Below are 16,141 nucleotides of genomic sequence, written 5' to 3' on the forward strand. Positions count from 1 at the left end.
ATGCTGCTTATTCCGGTTCTTTTCAGCCTTACGCTTTTCTCAGCCGGTAAGCCGTCGTCGTCCGTCTATCCTCCTGAGCGCGTATCCGTACAGTGGGCCAATCGAGTTGTTGGTGTCTCTTCGGAGAGAAAAGGCGAAACAAATGGTGAGCAGTATCGGGCTTCGCAAGCATTGGGAACGCCCAGCAAAGGTCCGCAACTGGGCGAAACCCCCTGTGCCTGGGCTCCCGCTTCGGCCGATGGGGCAACCGACGAATGGATTCGCGTGGCTTTTGCCAAACCGCAACACGTTCGGCAGGTCGTCGTTGTGGAGAACGTCAATCCCGGAGCGGTTACGCAGGTCGTGCTGATTGACGAGAAAGGCACCGAGCATGCTATCTATCAAAACCGTGGGACCGCTCGTACCGGGACGGCATTACGTATTTTCCCTACCGACTATTCGTTTACCTGTCAGGAGCTCAAAGTAGTATTAAACGGAGCCGCCATTCCCGGCCCGAATCAGATTGATGCCATCGGTATTTCTGAGGAAGCGACGCCCGTACCTATTGGGATCAACGTATCCCCCGATACTCCCAAAGATATCCAGAAGGAAAATTTGGGCACGGCGATCAATTCGCCGGGTCAGGAAGTAGCGCCGGTTATTTCGCCGGATGGGAAGACGCTTTACTTTACCCGAAATTTCAACAAGGCGAACCTCGGCGCTTACGATCATCAGGACGTCTGGTACGCCAATTACAACACTGCTACCCGAACCTGGGGGGCAGCCGTCAACATCGGCCCACCCATCAATAACGCGGGCGACAACGCGATCAGTGGCATGGCCCCCGACGGTCGGACAGCCTACCTAATTAATGTTTATCAACCGGACGGCACGTTGTCTTTCGGCATTTCCCGGTCTGTATTGACCAAAGCTGGCTGGTCGCAACCTGTCGAATGCAAGATTGCCAACAACTACAACCTCCACGACAAAAATCAGCTGGAGTTTTGTGTATCCCCCGACAATCGGGTGATTATTCTGGCGGTACAACGTAAGGACACACAAGGTAACCGTGATCTGTATGCGGCCTTCCGACGGCCTGACGGAACCTGGGCCGAGCCTGTTTCATTGGGTAAAGTTGTTAACTCGGCCGATTTCGAAAGCTCACCTTTCTTGGCTGCTGACAACCGGACGCTTTATTTCACGTCGGGAGGGCATCCGGGATACGGCAACGGAGATATTTTCGTATCCAGACGACTGGACGATACGTGGACGAACTGGAGCGAACCCGAAAATCTGGGCTCTGCGATCAACACGCCTGAGTGGGACGGTTACTTTACGATCCCGGCTTCGGGCGACTACGCTTATCTGAGTTCTCGGGCGGGCTCGATGGGTGAGGATGATATCTTTCGACTGAAATTGTACCCAGCCATCAAACCCGATCCGGTGGCTATCATTTCTGGAATCGTACTCGACGCCGAGAGCAAGAAGCCCATTGCCTCAGAAATAATCTCCAGCGTGCCGGGCGAAGATAAAGAAACAGCTAAGGTTGACTACAATCCTGAAACGGGCGAGTATAAGTTCATCGTACCCGCCAAAAAGAGCTACGTAATAAAAGCGATTAAAGAAGGGTACTTTCCTACTACCGAAACACTCGATTTAAGCCGGGAAAAACGGTTTCGCGATATCCGTAAGAACTTGTACTTGACCAAGATTCAGGCCGGAAAGAAAATTGTTATGCGGGAGGTGCTGTTTCAGCAAAGTCAGTACGAACTTTTGCCTGGTGCCGATACTGAATTAGATTATATGGTGGAGATGCTGACCAAGTACCCCGCTATGGAATTGCTTATCGAAGGTCATACTGATAACCAAGGCGATTGGGAGCCAAACATGAAGCTCTCCGAAGATCGGGTCCAGATCGTTAAGGATTATCTGGTGAAAAAAGGGGTTGCTGAAAGCCGACTTCAAACCAAAGCCTGGGGGCCCAGCAAGCCGGTAGCCAGTAATGAAAGCGAAGAGAAGCGTAAATTGAACCGGCGCGTCGAATTCACGATCTTAAAGCTGTAAAACCCAGATTTTGCCTTTAGTTTTGGGCCAATGTTTAGTTTCTCTTCCCGCAATTCCACCGTTTTATTGGGTGTACTGCTCGTTCTAGGGCTTGTACTTCGTTTGTACAGACTGGATACGTACGGCATTTATTTCGACGAAAAATCAACGCTTCTCGTCAGTCAGGGTGTTGTTTTAGAAGGCTTTAACCAGAAGGACGTTTTCGAAAAACCTTATTTCACCCCCGCCGAATTCTGGAAACCCAAAACGTTCAACGATTTCATCGAAGCGAACATTCGGGGCGATATCGGTAATAGTCCCGCTTACTACGGTGTCGTCTGGCTCTGGATGGAAATCTTTGGCCGCAGTGATGCGTCCTTACGGATGCCCTCGGTTATTTTCAGCGTATTGATTATTGGCTTATTGTTTGTCTTTGTTCGACGGCATTTTCGTTTCTTGGGCGACGAAGAATCAAATAAGCTTGCCCTACTAAGTGCCGCCATCGCGACGATCGAGCCCTTTTTTGTGGCGTATAGTCATATTGCCCGCAACTATTCGATGACGTTTTTCATGACGTTGCTGGCAACTCATCTCTTTCTGCTCATTATGGAGCGCGTTCGAGCCAGCCGACTCCTCAACCATCCTATCGTTAACTCGGGAATATCGCTATCCAGCCTTTATCTGTGCTATGGGCTGGTTTTTATCACGGCGGTCTTGTGCCATTACCTGACGGTTACCGTTTTCCTGTGTCACGGTTTGTACGCGCTGCTGTACCTACGTAACGGCCGGGCGTGGCTGACACTAGCTTTTACGTGCGCTATTGGATTAGGCCTGGTATCGCTCTGGTTTATTTTTGGCGGAGGGAAATACACGTTCTATACGCTTAATTACCAGCGTGATTTTTACCGAAACATTGCCCTTACAAACCCAACGGGAAGTTCGTTTGGAATTATCCTGCCCGCTACCCTCCCGAACATTGCGAAGCGGGCTGTTCCCATTTTTTCTGATTTATTCATCTTCACAAATGGTCTAGGAGCCGTTTTAGTAGGTATTCGTAATTCGGCGCTGGCGCTGCTTTTGGGCGTGGGGGCTACGTTCATTATTCATCGTTACGCTCCGGTTAGTCGGCCACCAGTCTGGGTATACGTTGCCGTACCTGTCCTGCTGCTGATCGGCCTTCCGATTTATACCGTCGAGCCGCTGCATTTATTGGTTCTTTCAGTAGCTATCCCATTCGTTTATTTGATTGGTCAATACTTAACGAACAAGGTTCAGGCCAAAGACAACCACCTGATTGTTCTGCTGGTCTTATTAACTTTCGTCCCAACCTTATTTCTGCTATTTATGGCCTGGCGGTCGGGACACACGTTCGGCATTACCCAGCGGTATTCGGGGTTTTCTTTCCCGTACGTCTGCATCTTGGTCGCTATGGGTTTGATCCAGTTACCCACGCTACGCCCCTGGTTTAGCTTACCAATTGCGGCCGTGCTACTTATTCAGGCGGTCTTCATTATCCTACTCCTGAAAGATATTTACGCCGACGTAGCCCCCAAGTATACGTATTTCGACAAACCGAGAATCAGCAACCCTTATTGGTCCTCAGCTCAGGAATTAAAGAGACTCTATGCGCCAGGGGATACAATCTTATATCCGAATCAGAAACGCGTCATTTACTCGGAAAAGATTGACAAAACGTATTCAAACGTTTCTTTGCTGGACGCTCAATTAGTGAACGTCTATCTACCGGAGGACGCAACCTATATTCAGCGCATTGATCCAAATGAACACGATCGAATTGTGCTGGTTAAAGGTAACTCCGGACAGAAAATCCTTATTTTTGATTTGAAAGGGACAACCTATCGCTACGGACAGTAGTGATAGTGCTTCCTTATAAGCGTATACATGTTATGGAAACAACTGATCAACACCAGTTACAGGGTCAGCTTCGGCTAAAAATTCTGGGCCTCTATAATCAGGCTAACGCCGGCCACATTGGTTGCTCACTGAGTTGCGTTGATCTGATGATTGCTTCGCTGGTGATGCGGAAACGGGAACAGGACACCTTCCTGCTGTCGAAAGGCCATGCGGCTGCCTCCCTTTACGTATGCCTGCATCATCTGGGCGAAATTTCGGACGAAGACTTGGCAACCTTCTACCAGAACGGTACAACGTTACCCGCGCACCCGGCCCCCCGAAAACACCGCGGTATTCCCTTCGCCACGGGTTCGCTGGGGCACGGGCTTCCTATTGGTACGGGCATTGCTATGGCGGGAAAACTACAGGGCGACGACTCTCGGGTCTTCGTACTCATGTCCGACGGGGAAACCAACGAAGGTACAACCTGGGAGGCCGCCCACTTTGCCATTCAGCATCAGTTGGACAATCTGATTGTGCTTATTGATAAGAATGGGCTTCAAGGCTTCGGTCAGACAAATGAAGTCATGGGTGATACCGCCGATGTACGTACTTGGGAAGCGATGGGCTTTGAGACGGCAACAGTTGATGGCCACGACATTGAGGCCGTCCTTACGACAATCGATCAGTTGACAGCGTCCACTAGCGGCAAGCCCAAAGTGATTGTTGCCCACACCGTTAAGGGCAAAGGTGTGTCGTACATGGAAAACCGGCTGGAATGGCATTACCTACCCATGACCGCAGCTCACTACGAGCAAGCGCAGCAGGATGTTCAGGAGCGTTATCTGCTCTCTTCGGTTGCCTGATTGATTCCATTCACTAGTAAACGGTCGGTTGACACAGGCACATCCGACCTTTTCTTCTAATATTGCAGCCTGAATGAATCAGTCTGCCCCCACATTGCTACCAGATAAAATTAGTCGGCTTCAGGGCCCAATCGTTGTTTTCGGCGCCAGTGGCTTCATCGGCGCTAATCTGTTCGAACAGCTTTTTCGTACGCGTCAGGATGTCTACGCCTTAACGCATGATGCCACGAAAGCCTGGCGGCTAAAGCTGCTGGATGTTCCTGCCGAAAACGTTATCCACTGCGATATTCTTTCGAATACGTCAGTTCAGGACGTTTTTGGGCGTGTTAAGCCGAAGACAATCTTTAATCTGGCGGCCTATGGGGCGTACAGCAAGCAAAAGAACGTAACCCTTACTTACGAAACCAACGTACTGGGTACTGTCAATATTCTGGAAAATTGCACGCCGGACATGGTATACATCCACGCTGGTAGCAGTTCAGAATATGGGTTTAATTGTACGGCCCCGAAAGAAAGTGATCCCGTTGAGCCCAACAGTCATTACGCCGTGTCGAAAGTATCGGCCGCTTACACGTTGGAGTTTTACGCTAAACTTCACCAGCTAAAAACGCTGAATCTGCGGCTCTACTCGATCTACGGCGGCTGGGAGGAACCCGACCGGCTGATTCCACGGCTAGTAGAAGAGACTCGAAACGGCAAGTTCCCTCCGCTGGTTTCGCCTGATATCAGCCGTGATTTTGTGTACGTTGATGACTGCGTGGACGCGTTCGTCCAGGCAGCTCTGCGCGTTAATCCTGAGATCAGCGGTCGCTCGTACAATATTGCTACAGGTCAGAAGACGACCATGCGCGAGCTAGTCGACGTAACGCGGGGTACATTCGGTATCACGCAGGAACCCGTCTGGGGCAGCATGGCTAACCGTAACTGGGACCTGGCCGAGTGGTATGGCGACCCAACCGCTGCTCAGTTGGATCTGGGTTGGCAGGCCACGACCAGCCTGAGCGATGGATTGCGTAAAACTGCCGACTGGCAGGTGACTCATCAATACGAAGAGCGAGTTATTCCAGCCTTCAAGACGCCAACGCTGAATCCAGTTATCTCGCCCATCATCGCTTGTTACCGGGATGCGCAAGCCATTCCCTACATGTACGAACGGCTGGTGAAAACCTTCAACGAAATGAAGGTTCGGTACGAGATCATTTTCGTGAATGATAACTCGCCCGACAATACAGACGAAGTACTGGAAGCCATCTGCGCCAAAGATCCGAATGTGATCGCTATTAAGCACTCGCGGAATTTCGGCTCGCAGTCGGCATTCCTCAGCGGGATGGAAATTGCGTCGGGCGACATGGTCGTGCTAATGGACGGCGACTTGCAGGATCCGCCGGAAGTGATTCCAAGCTTCTACGAAAAGTGGCAGCAGGGATTCGACGTCGTCTACGGTGTTCGGGTACAGCGCGAAATGCCCGCTCACGTTCACTTTTTCTACAAGCAGTTTTACCGGCTTTTTAAACGAACAGCTTACATCAATATTCCAGTCGACGCCGGTGATTTTTCAATCATTGACCGTAAGGTGGTGCGAGAACTGGTAAACCTACCCGAAACTGAGCAATTCCTGCGGGGCTTGCGAGCCTGGGTTGGTTTCAAGCAAACGGGCGTGGATTACGTCCGGCCGGAGCGGATGTTTGGCGTATCGACGAACAACTGGACCAAAAACATCTGGTGGGCCAAAAAGGCTATTTTTTCATTCAGCTTTGCGCCCCTGGAACTGATGACCTATGCTGGTTTCGTTCTAACAGGCTTGTCGATGTTGGGCATTATCTGGCAGATTGTGGCCCGGCTGTTGAATTTTGATCCGAATACGCCATACGGCATTTCAACCGTTCTGGTATTGATCATGTTCTTCGGTGGTATCAACTTACTGGGCATTTCGTTCCTGGGTGAATACATTAGCAAGATTTTTGAAGAAACGAAAAAGCGGCCCAAATTCATCCGGACGTCGGTTCGAAAGGGTTCAAAAACGTACCGGACGGCCGCTGAGATAAAAACACTGGTCGACCAGCGGAGTAATAAGTAAGTTTACAACAGTTACTTCATCGACTTACAAACAGATTACGGTCTGCAAGTACTATGCGTAAAGAATTTTCAGCCGCCATCGAACAACTGGCGCAGGAGGACGATAAACTGATTTTCATAACGGGCGATCTGGGATACAGTGCCCTTGAAAACGTAGCGGAGGTGCTGGGACCTCGGTTCATCAACGCTGGTGTAGCCGAGCAAAACATGGTAGGCATGGCGGCTGGCCTGGCTTATCGTGGCTACAAAGTGTTTTGCTACAGCATTGCTCCTTTTGCGGTATACCGCTGCCTGGAACAGTTTCGAAACGACGTTTGCCTGCATAACATGCCCGTTTTTCTGGTAGGCAACGGCGGTGGCTACGGCTACGGGATCATGGGTAGTACGCACCACGCTATTGAAGATCTGGCCTGTCTGAGTGGACTACAGAACGTTAATACGTATATCCCAGCTTTTGCGGACGAAGTAGCTCCGATGCTCGGTCAGATTCTGGCCGAAAGCCGCCCCGCTTACCTGCGTCTGGGTGCTGGCCCCAAAACCCCTGACGATTCGGAAACCATTGGCACCTTCAAGCATATTGTCCGTAGTCAGGAATCCTTGGGCACGGTAGTCGCTCTGGGGCCCGTAGCTGCCAACGTATTGACGGCTCTACAGGACGATCTGCTGGCGAACCAGTTCGACGTCTTCACCGCCACCAATCTCCCGCTCGATCTACCCACTGAACTCGCGCACCGCTGGGCTGGTAAACCCATGCTGGTGGTTGAAGAACACGTCTCTATAGGTGGCTTGGCACAACAGTTGTCCGTTAAGCTGCTGGCCGACGGAGCCGCCCCCAGCCATTTTGTAAGCTTATCGGCGCAAGGATACCCTAACGGGTTATACGGTGATCAAAAGTATCATCAGCAATTGTCGGGTCTTGATCCCGCCAACATAGCTCGTCAGTTAGCCGGGTTTACGTTTAATTAGGGTAATTCGTCGTTTGCAATATACTACGTCTATACCGCCCACTTATACCAGCCAGGCCCCTATCCGGACGAACGACTCGGTGTTGAGCTACTTGTTAGTAGCCTTGCCAATTCTGGTATTTACCCTAGTCTGGCAAGCCTATGCAGTTAATGTAGCTAAGTGGGATGACCATGCTCTGCGCGAATTTCTGTACAACTTCGATCAGGCTTCTGGGGTATCAGAAAAAATCTATCAGCTCTTTAAGCAACATAACGAGCACCGAATTGTCTATGATCGAATCATAACGGTGCTGGACTATTACCTAACTGGTAAGCTCAATTTTCGGCATTTGATGTTGGTCGGTAATCTGAGTTTGGTAGGCCTACTCGTTCTATTTGGGGTTATTCTTCGTCGCGAGAAACGGCCCATTTTGTACGCATTACCGGTTTCTTTGCTGCTGTTCAACCTCTCTCAGTGGGAAAATATGTATTGGGGGATGGCCGCTCTCCAGAACTTTTCGGTGGTCTTGTGGGTACTGGGAAGTCTTTATTTCCTGAGTTATACGAACTGCTGGGCGGTAGCTTTCCTGCTAGCTGTTCTGGCTACGTTAACAAGCGGCAACGGTATGCTTATCTGGCCGTTAGGCTTTATGCTGCTAGCGCTACAGATAGACGGATCACCAGCACGATTGCGCCAGTTGTTATTCTGGGCGGGGGGCGCTATTATAATCGTGGCGCTGTATTTCACTGGTTTCGCAAAACCTGAAGGTAACCCGCCCGCGCGGGGTACCGTACCGGCACTCACCAAAAGCTGGCTGGCCTTCAACGGCGCTGCCGCGGAGATTGTACCGGGGCCGGCAGCTTTACGTAATAGTATACTACTGGGAGGAGCTTTGGTCCTACTGACATCGATCTTGGTAGGCGTCTATTTCTGGAAATATCGAACAACCATCCTGGCAATACCCGGTCGCTTCCGTCGCCCATCCTTAAACACCTCCCGGCCTATTCCAGCCAGTACGTTATTCTTCTGGAGCTCGGCAGCCTTTCTGTTGTTGACAGCGGCCGTTGTCGCCTGGGCACGCACAGGTTTTGGGGCCGATTTGATTATTACCAGCCGATACAAAATTTACGCTCTTACGTTGCTGGCTCTGCTCTACACCTATAGCATTGTTCTAGCGAATAAACTACTTTCCAAACTCTTCTTCGCAGGAAGCCTGATTGCCAGCCTGGTGCTGGCTGGTTTATCGTACCTGACTGCCTTGGACGAAACTCTATGGTGGAACCAATGGCTGCTCAGTAATCAGTTTAACTGGACGCATACTGGACCGACACCTTTGTTCAGTCGCGATGCGATTAGTCAGCAGTATACCGATGTTGCACCTGCTTTTTACGATGGGCAAGCAGCGGCCTTATACCAACAAGCTACCCAATCACCCTATTACTTGTCAGTTACAAGGTCTCCGATAGGATTTCGAGTAACGAGCAAAACGGTTCCACCTTCGAGTCTATCCGAGCCTGGCAATTTTGTGGTCGCTCGCTCATCTAAACGATTCTACATGTTTCCGGTCTGGCAACAGAAACAAACCGTAATTCAGGCTCGCTTTTTGCCACAACGTCTGTTTACGGCTGGCTTCAGCGCCGATATTGTCACTGCCGACATGGAAGCGGGCGCGTATAGTCTGTTCGTGCTGACTACAACAAACGGGCAGGCGGCATTGCATCCGACAAACCGCTCAATTGTTGTAAAAACGACGCAAACAGACACGTTCAAGAAAAACTGGTAGTCATGGAAACGCAGTAGAGTGCGTATATTGTCCCTGTTTTGGTTTGTTGAAGGCTCAACCTTCGACACTACTATCCATCATCAGATCACGCGAATCACCTCATAGACAGCTTGCGGTTTTAGGGTCTACCTCTATAGATCAACCGCAGGATTTAGTGAACAATGGTAAACGAAACCTTATCTCCTACTACGTCCCGTCCCGCTTTAAATCACCTTCTGCAGCTGGACGGTGTTCGCTTTATTGCGGTTGGTCTGGTTCTATGCGATCACTGGCTGGCTGGCCGAGTTGAATTGCAATTGGAACTGGGGGCACTGGGCGTTACGATCTTTTTCGTCCTGAGTGGTTTTTTGATTACCCGGATCCTTCTGTCCAGTAAAGATAAATTCAGCCATCTACCCGGCGGAGGGCTGGGAAGGTATCTGAAGATATTTTACATCCGCCGAACAGTGCGAATTTTCCCTATTTATTACCTCACGCTGTTTGTCCTTTACGCGCTCAACGAACCCCCGGTCCGGAAAGTTATTGGCTGGCTGGCTCTTTACGCCACCAATATTTATATCGTCTATAATATGACCTGGCTCGGCACGGTCGACCATTTGTGGTCGCTGGCCGTTGAAGAGCAGTTTTATCTGTTTTTTCCCCTGCTGCTTTTTTTTGTTCCCCGGCGCTGGGTGCTGACTACCGCCATGATTATGATTGTTGGCGCAGTCGCCCTGCGCTATGCAGTCGATCAAGCCCATCTACCTTGGTTTGTAAACTACGTCAGTACGCCAACCTGCCTTGACTCCTTCGGTCTGGGGGCTATTATGGCCTACTGGTGGCTTTACCAACGGGAGCAATTCGAGCGCTTCTTCCGAAACAACATTGGTCTAATCGTGAGTATACTGCTCTTATTACTGGTCGTATACCTGGTCGATATCTTACCCGATGCGCCCAGCACCGTGCGGGTATACGGCCACCATAACGTTATGTCCAATGTATGGGAGCGGCTAGCGGGTTCGTTGGTAGGTTTTTTTCTGATTGGTCGAGCGGTACTAGGCTTTGGGGGGCCAATGAAATGGTTACTCGAAAACCCGGTTAGTCAGTACATGGGCCGGATCAGTTATGGCATCTACCTGTTCCATAATTTCGTGTACAATGCCTACCACACACAGCCAACGCATTTTACGTTACGGGCTTGGCGTCGCATCACCGACGTACTACCGGTGTTGAACAGCTCCTACTTCTTCGAATTCTGTTTCTTCCTGTTCCTGACCGTTGCGCTGGCTACGATTTCCTGGTTTGCAGTCGAAAAACCGATTAACAATTTAAAGGATCGGTTTACTTATTGAGACTATAGCTGACAAATCTTAGAGGTGATCATACTTTCTGCGTTCCCACTGAATAAAGTCCTATTCGGTTCGGCTACCGACGACTAACAATTTCCTATATTTGCAAAGTTTGCAATCATAATAAACTTCGTTGACGAAGTCATTTTGTCAACATTCATTAACACGACGGCTGATCTGTCGCCAACCTTTTAAAGTACACTGCATGAGCCTCCTGCTGTCAATTGTAATGCCGGCCTATAACGAAGAAGAAGTTATTGAAGTCGTCGTCAAGCAGTGGACTGATTTGCTGAATCGTCAGTTTCCTACGCAAAATACGCGCCTGATTGTTGTCAACGATGGCTCACGGGATAACACGGGAGCAATTCTTGATCAGATTAAAGATCGCTATCCTAAATTGGTTGTTGTTCATCAAGCCAATGGTGGTCATGGCAATGCGGTTGTCAACGGCTACTGGCAGGCAGTCGCTTTAGATTCGGAATACGTTTTTCAGACGGACAGCGACGATCAGTTCGTTGCCGATGATTTTGTCAAACTCTGGGAAAAGCGGGACGAATCACCGTTTATTTTAGGATACCGGGAAGAGCGTTACGATGCTCCAGCCCGATTAGTGATCACCCGTATTCTGCGGATGAGCATTGCGGCCATTTACGGGACGTATATTATGGATAGTAATATTCCATTCCGTCTGATTCGTGGCTCGTTCCTGCGTAAGCTGTTGAATCAGTTGCCAAAGCCAACTCCCTTCGCCCCTAATATCTTCCTGGCTGTCATGGCCAAAAAAACAGGATTCAACACATTTGACATCCCCATTACGCATAAAGAACGGCAAACGGGCACCGTCTCTATTCTCAAATGGAAGCTACTCAAAGTTTGCATTCAGAGTTTTCAGGAACTGGCCCAGTTCCGGTTTGACTTGAGCAGTAAGGTGAAAGCACTGAAAAAGCCCGAACCGATAGCCGCCTAAGTAGCAGTACATTACTCGTCTTATTTATTTTTGATTAACTCAAACGTTATACTCTGCGGTAGTCCCAATCCATGAATTATAAGTATGTCATTATTGGCTCCGGACCAACGGGCCTTGGAGCAGCGTATCGCCTGAAAGAACTGGGTATCACCGACTTTATTGTACTGGAAAAAGAAGATCGGATCGGTGGTTTGTCGAAGAGCTTTATCGACGAAAAAGGATTCACCTGGGACGTAGGCGGGCACGTTCAGTTTTCCCATTACAAGTATTTTGATGACCTAATGCATAAAGCATTGGGGGCAGATGGCTGGCTTAGCCACCAACGTGAATCCTGGGTCTGGATAGAAAAGCGTTTTGTTCCGTATCCGTTTCAGAACAACATCAAGTATCTGACGCCGGAAACCATGTGGAAATGCCTCGATGGTATTATCCAGAACTACAAGTTTCCGACCAACAAGAAGCCAGCTAACTTCAAAGAGTGGATTCTCGCGACCTTCGGACCAGGCCTGGCTGAAACGTTCATGTTCCCGTACAATTTCAAAGTGTGGGCTTATCCAACGGAGGAAATGAACGCCGTCTGGGTTGGAGAACGTGTAGCCGTTACTGACCTTGGCCGGGTAACCAAAAACATTATCTTCGATCAAGACGATTTTTCCTGGGGACCTAACAGTACGTTCCAGTTTCCGAAACACGGTGGAACGGGTGGAATCTGGGAAGCCGTTGGTGACCTTGTCGGCCGCGAAAATATCAAACTGAATACAACCGTTGAGAAAGTTATTGGTCCGGAGAAAAAGATTATTCTGGCCAACGGAGAAGAAATTCAGTACGAGTATCTGATGAGTACGATGCCGGTGGACATATTCACCAAGCGCGTAGAAGGTCTTGACCCGGAAACGGTGCAAACCGCGCAGGGCCTGAAACACTCGTCGACTAACGTAGTTGGTATTGGTCTGAAAGGCAAACCCAAAAAGAGCCTCGAAACCATGTGCTGGATGTACTTCCCCGAGTCGAACAGCCCCTACTACCGCGTCACGGTATTCTCGAATTACAGCCCGAACAACGTACCAACGGATTCGCCGGATGGCGAACAGTATTGGTCGCTGATGACCGAAACCAGCGAATCAACTGCGAAACCGGTCAACCGCGAAACGCTGATTGACGACACGATCCGGGCGCTGCTGGAAGACGAACTGATCGAGTCGGCCGACGACGTTGTCTCAACGTTCCACATGGCGTTCGAATATGGCTATCCAACACCGTCGGTTGAGCGGGATGGTATTCTGAAAGCGGTATTGCCTAAACTAGAACCGTTTGGCATTTATTCGCGTGGCCGCTTTGGTGCCTGGAAATACGAAGTAAGTAACCAGGATCACTCGTTGATGCAAGGGGTAGAATGGGCGAATCGCGTCGCTACCAACGTTCCGGAACTGACGTTGCCGTTCCCCGAAACGGCTAACGCGATGTGGGGAAAATAATCGCTTTTTTCAGTAAACTTGATGCACTGATTTGGTCGATCAGGGTGCTGTTTCCGCAGCTACCGGAGCGATCAAATCAGTGCTTCGCGTTTTAGCCCTTATGAACAAAAAGATCTGGATTGGCCTTGCTGTTGTCGTAGCCCTACTAGGTGGCTGGCTGGTTTACCGACATCTGTTTACCAACGAGCGTACTTTAGGATTGCTTGTTCCACCGGGTGCGTTGCTGGTCATTGCCAGCGACCGGTTGCAGGATACCACTTCAGGGCAGGCGTTACGTACACAGATCGCTCTACGGCAGATTCCTGTCTTTGACGAGGCCCGGCAACGGCTTGATCGGTTTCTGTACGCCACTGCTGATACGGCCACGGTTTTAAAGTTTATAACCGGCAAAGACGTTCATTACTCACTCCACTCGATTACCCGAAACAATCTCGATTTCATCTTTTATATACCGCTGGCCAACGCCGACAAACAATTTCTTCATCATCTAACGAACCCAGACCCACGGCAGTATCGGATTTTGAATCACACGTTTTCGGGGCAAAAGATTCTGGATCTGGTATCACGCTCGGGCGACCCTATTGGCTCGTTCATCCTCACCGATACGTTTTTGGTTGGCAGTACATCCGGTATTTTAACCGAAAACGTAGCCCGCAACATGAACCGGTTGTTTCCCCAGGCTCAACCGACCCCGTCGTTCAAAACGGGCACGGATTTACTGGCTGGTCTATCGGTACGTCCCGAAGTGCTGGAGTCTTTATTCAGCAACGTTGGTTCACTGGTGAAGTTATTTCTACCGGAGCAGATGAATCTGCTATTTCGCCGATCAAGTTCTCAATCTCATCTAATTGGCTACGCTGTTGATGACATTGGGGGCCGTCGTGACGTAGCGGCTCTGTTTGCGGGACAGACACCCCGGCGTATTCAATCCGCGAATCTGATCCCACGTACGACAGCAACGTTGTACCATATCGGTATCAGCGATGCATCCCGATTTGGTCGTTCGCTGAGCCGGTTACTCAGCTCTGCTTCCAGCGACTTTCTGAAAGAACGATTCAGTCAGATCGAACCGGCCACCGGCCCTCTTTATAAAGCGCTTGGGCCTGATATCATGCTCTGTCGTATGGAATCCCCAACGGGAGGGCTCCGACAGGTGCTAGTGCTTACTTCTCAAAACGGGAAGCAACTCGTAGCGGCATATCAGCAGGCTGCTTTTCTGGCAGGCGCGGGAAAACCTCAGGCTCCCCGAAATTTTCTGGGTCACAAAACCTTGTTACTTCAAGTGCCCGAGCTACCGGCCTCCTTGTTCAGTAATTTGTTCAACGGTTTCTCCCAAAGCTGGATTACCCAACACGGCTCATCCCTCATCGTGGCTAATAGCGAAGAGACGATGCTGGATTACCTACAACAAATTCAGCGCGGGGCGACCTGGGCATCTGATGAGCGCCAGGCGGATCTCTTAAAAGGTACATTACGCCCTGCTAACTTCACTGCCTTTGCTCGTTTAAACCGCTCCGAGACGGTTATTCCAACATCCTGGCCTCTAGGGTGGCAAAACCTGCTTGACCATCCGGAACCTGCCCTGACGAACCTGGAGAATATAGCGTATCAGGCCAGCTATGGCAACGCTAATATTCTCTCTACTGTTGTGCTGGGCCGAACAACTCGCCGAGCCAGTCAGGCTTTGCTGAACAAACTTCTGCTCGTCAAAAAAACCGAGCTAGATGCTACGTTAGTAGCTGCCCCGATTGCGACCGGCAGCTTGAGTGAAGGAGCGGCCCAGTTCTACGCTCACACGAATACCGGCCAGTTCTGGCTAGTCACCCCAGACGGCGAAAAAACGGGGCAATCGACTCTTGATGGTCCCATACGTAGCAATGCGCTCGCGATCGACTTTCTAAACAACGGTCGTTTGCAGTACCTGTTCATGACCGACCGGACACTCTACGCGTCCGATCCAGGAACGCAAGACGCTAAATTACAGCGCATCCCGCTGCCTCGTGGTATCAATTCAACGTATCTGATACGTCCTCGCGGGAGCCAGCAGCGAAATCTGGTCGCACTCGTGAGTCACGAAGATGGCCATATTTATGCGCTGGACCGGCAAAAGCAGGCATTTGTCCAGCTTATAACGTCGCCGAAGAAAGCACCTCTGCTTCCTCCTTTTCAGGTCGTACCGAAGCCAACGGGTATGCATATTCTGGCCGCCCAGGCCGATGGTACATTACATTTCTGGCAGGAGACTGGTGCTGAACTCCCTCATTTCCCCGTGCGTGTTGAGCGAACAAAACCCGACGAGCCCGATGTTCGGTTCGCGGGTCCGGCTCTTGTTTCGACCAGACAAACGGATAACGACATCCACACGATTACGGACGAAGGGCAATTACTGGCGCTAAAACAAACCGGAATGATTGCCAAGCGAACGCAGCTTTATCGACCCGTTCGCCAGGGTGTTTTTCAGCTCTTACCTGATGTCGATCAAACTGACTGGCTTCTGTTACGTACTACCGATACAGAAATCGCTGTTCTGGATCAGCAGGGGCGTCGCCGTTTCGAAGTGCGAGCCCTGCTGTCAGGTCAGAATGACGTACGCTACCATCGCCTGGGGGCAGGTATTGAATTGATCAGCGTAAAATCAGGTAATTTTACAAGCCTATATAATCTGAACGGGAAGCTAGCCTGTGATCGACCGATCCCAAGTGACTTTCCAATTACGTTGCAGTTCGACGAGCGTACAAATGAACTCTTCGCGTTAAGCAGCTACCGACAATCTGTTCTACTGTATAGCATCCGACTCCGGTAAGCAGCATTGTTTGTCAAATTAA

The 16,141-nt window shown here is 50.2% G+C and carries 10 protein-coding genes; all 10 read left to right on the forward strand.

What is annotated here, in order from left to right:
* The 10 genes from ACYVAD_RS00945 to ACYVAD_RS00990 all read left to right on the forward strand — a co-directional run bounded on the left by ACYVAD_RS00945 (position 1) and on the right by ACYVAD_RS00990 (position 16,119).
* Positions 1-2,043 (forward strand): OmpA family protein, encoded by a 2,043-nt coding sequence (locus tag ACYVAD_RS00945; RefSeq protein WP_461137591.1) that lies wholly within the window; start codon positions 1-3, stop codon positions 2,041-2,043.
* A gap of 30 nt (positions 2,044-2,073) precedes the next feature.
* The gene (locus ACYVAD_RS00950; protein WP_461137592.1) at positions 2,074-3,897 is read left to right on the forward strand and encodes a glycosyltransferase family 39 protein; all 1,824 of its coding nucleotides are present in this window, start codon (positions 2,074-2,076) and stop codon (positions 3,895-3,897) included.
* 32 nt (positions 3,898-3,929) lie between these two features.
* Positions 3,930-4,742 carry a transketolase gene (locus ACYVAD_RS00955; RefSeq protein ID WP_461137593.1) on the forward strand — a complete coding sequence of 271 codons (813 nt, stop codon included), beginning with the start codon at positions 3,930-3,932 and terminating at the stop codon, positions 4,740-4,742.
* 73 nt (positions 4,743-4,815) lie between these two features.
* Complete coding sequence (locus tag ACYVAD_RS00960) at positions 4,816-6,819, forward strand: NAD-dependent epimerase/dehydratase family protein (protein WP_461137594.1); 2,004 nt, start codon at positions 4,816-4,818, stop codon at positions 6,817-6,819.
* A gap of 53 nt (positions 6,820-6,872) precedes the next feature.
* Positions 6,873-7,784, forward strand: a complete 912-nt coding sequence (locus tag ACYVAD_RS00965; RefSeq protein ID WP_461137595.1) for a transketolase family protein — start codon at positions 6,873-6,875, stop codon at positions 7,782-7,784.
* Positions 7,785-7,797: 13 nt separating this feature from the next.
* Positions 7,798-9,546 carry a hypothetical protein gene (locus ACYVAD_RS00970; RefSeq protein WP_461137596.1) on the forward strand — a complete coding sequence of 583 codons (1,749 nt, stop codon included), beginning with the start codon at positions 7,798-7,800 and terminating at the stop codon, positions 9,544-9,546.
* Positions 9,547-9,707: 161 nt separating this feature from the next.
* The gene (locus ACYVAD_RS00975; protein ID WP_461137597.1) at positions 9,708-10,877 is read left to right on the forward strand and encodes an acyltransferase family protein; all 1,170 of its coding nucleotides are present in this window, start codon (positions 9,708-9,710) and stop codon (positions 10,875-10,877) included.
* A gap of 202 nt (positions 10,878-11,079) precedes the next feature.
* Positions 11,080-11,841 carry a glycosyltransferase family 2 protein gene (locus ACYVAD_RS00980; protein WP_461137598.1) on the forward strand — a complete coding sequence of 254 codons (762 nt, stop codon included), beginning with the start codon at positions 11,080-11,082 and terminating at the stop codon, positions 11,839-11,841.
* Between the two features lie 71 nt (positions 11,842-11,912).
* Positions 11,913-13,316, forward strand: a complete 1,404-nt coding sequence (locus ACYVAD_RS00985) for a protoporphyrinogen/coproporphyrinogen oxidase (protein WP_461137599.1) — start codon at positions 11,913-11,915, stop codon at positions 13,314-13,316.
* Between the two features lie 100 nt (positions 13,317-13,416).
* A complete protein-coding gene (locus tag ACYVAD_RS00990; RefSeq protein ID WP_461137600.1) occupies positions 13,417-16,119 on the forward strand; it encodes a hypothetical protein in 2,703 nt (900 codons plus the stop codon).
* The last annotated feature ends 22 nt before the right edge of the window (positions 16,120-16,141 follow it).

Source organism: Spirosoma pomorum, from assembly GCF_054776615.1.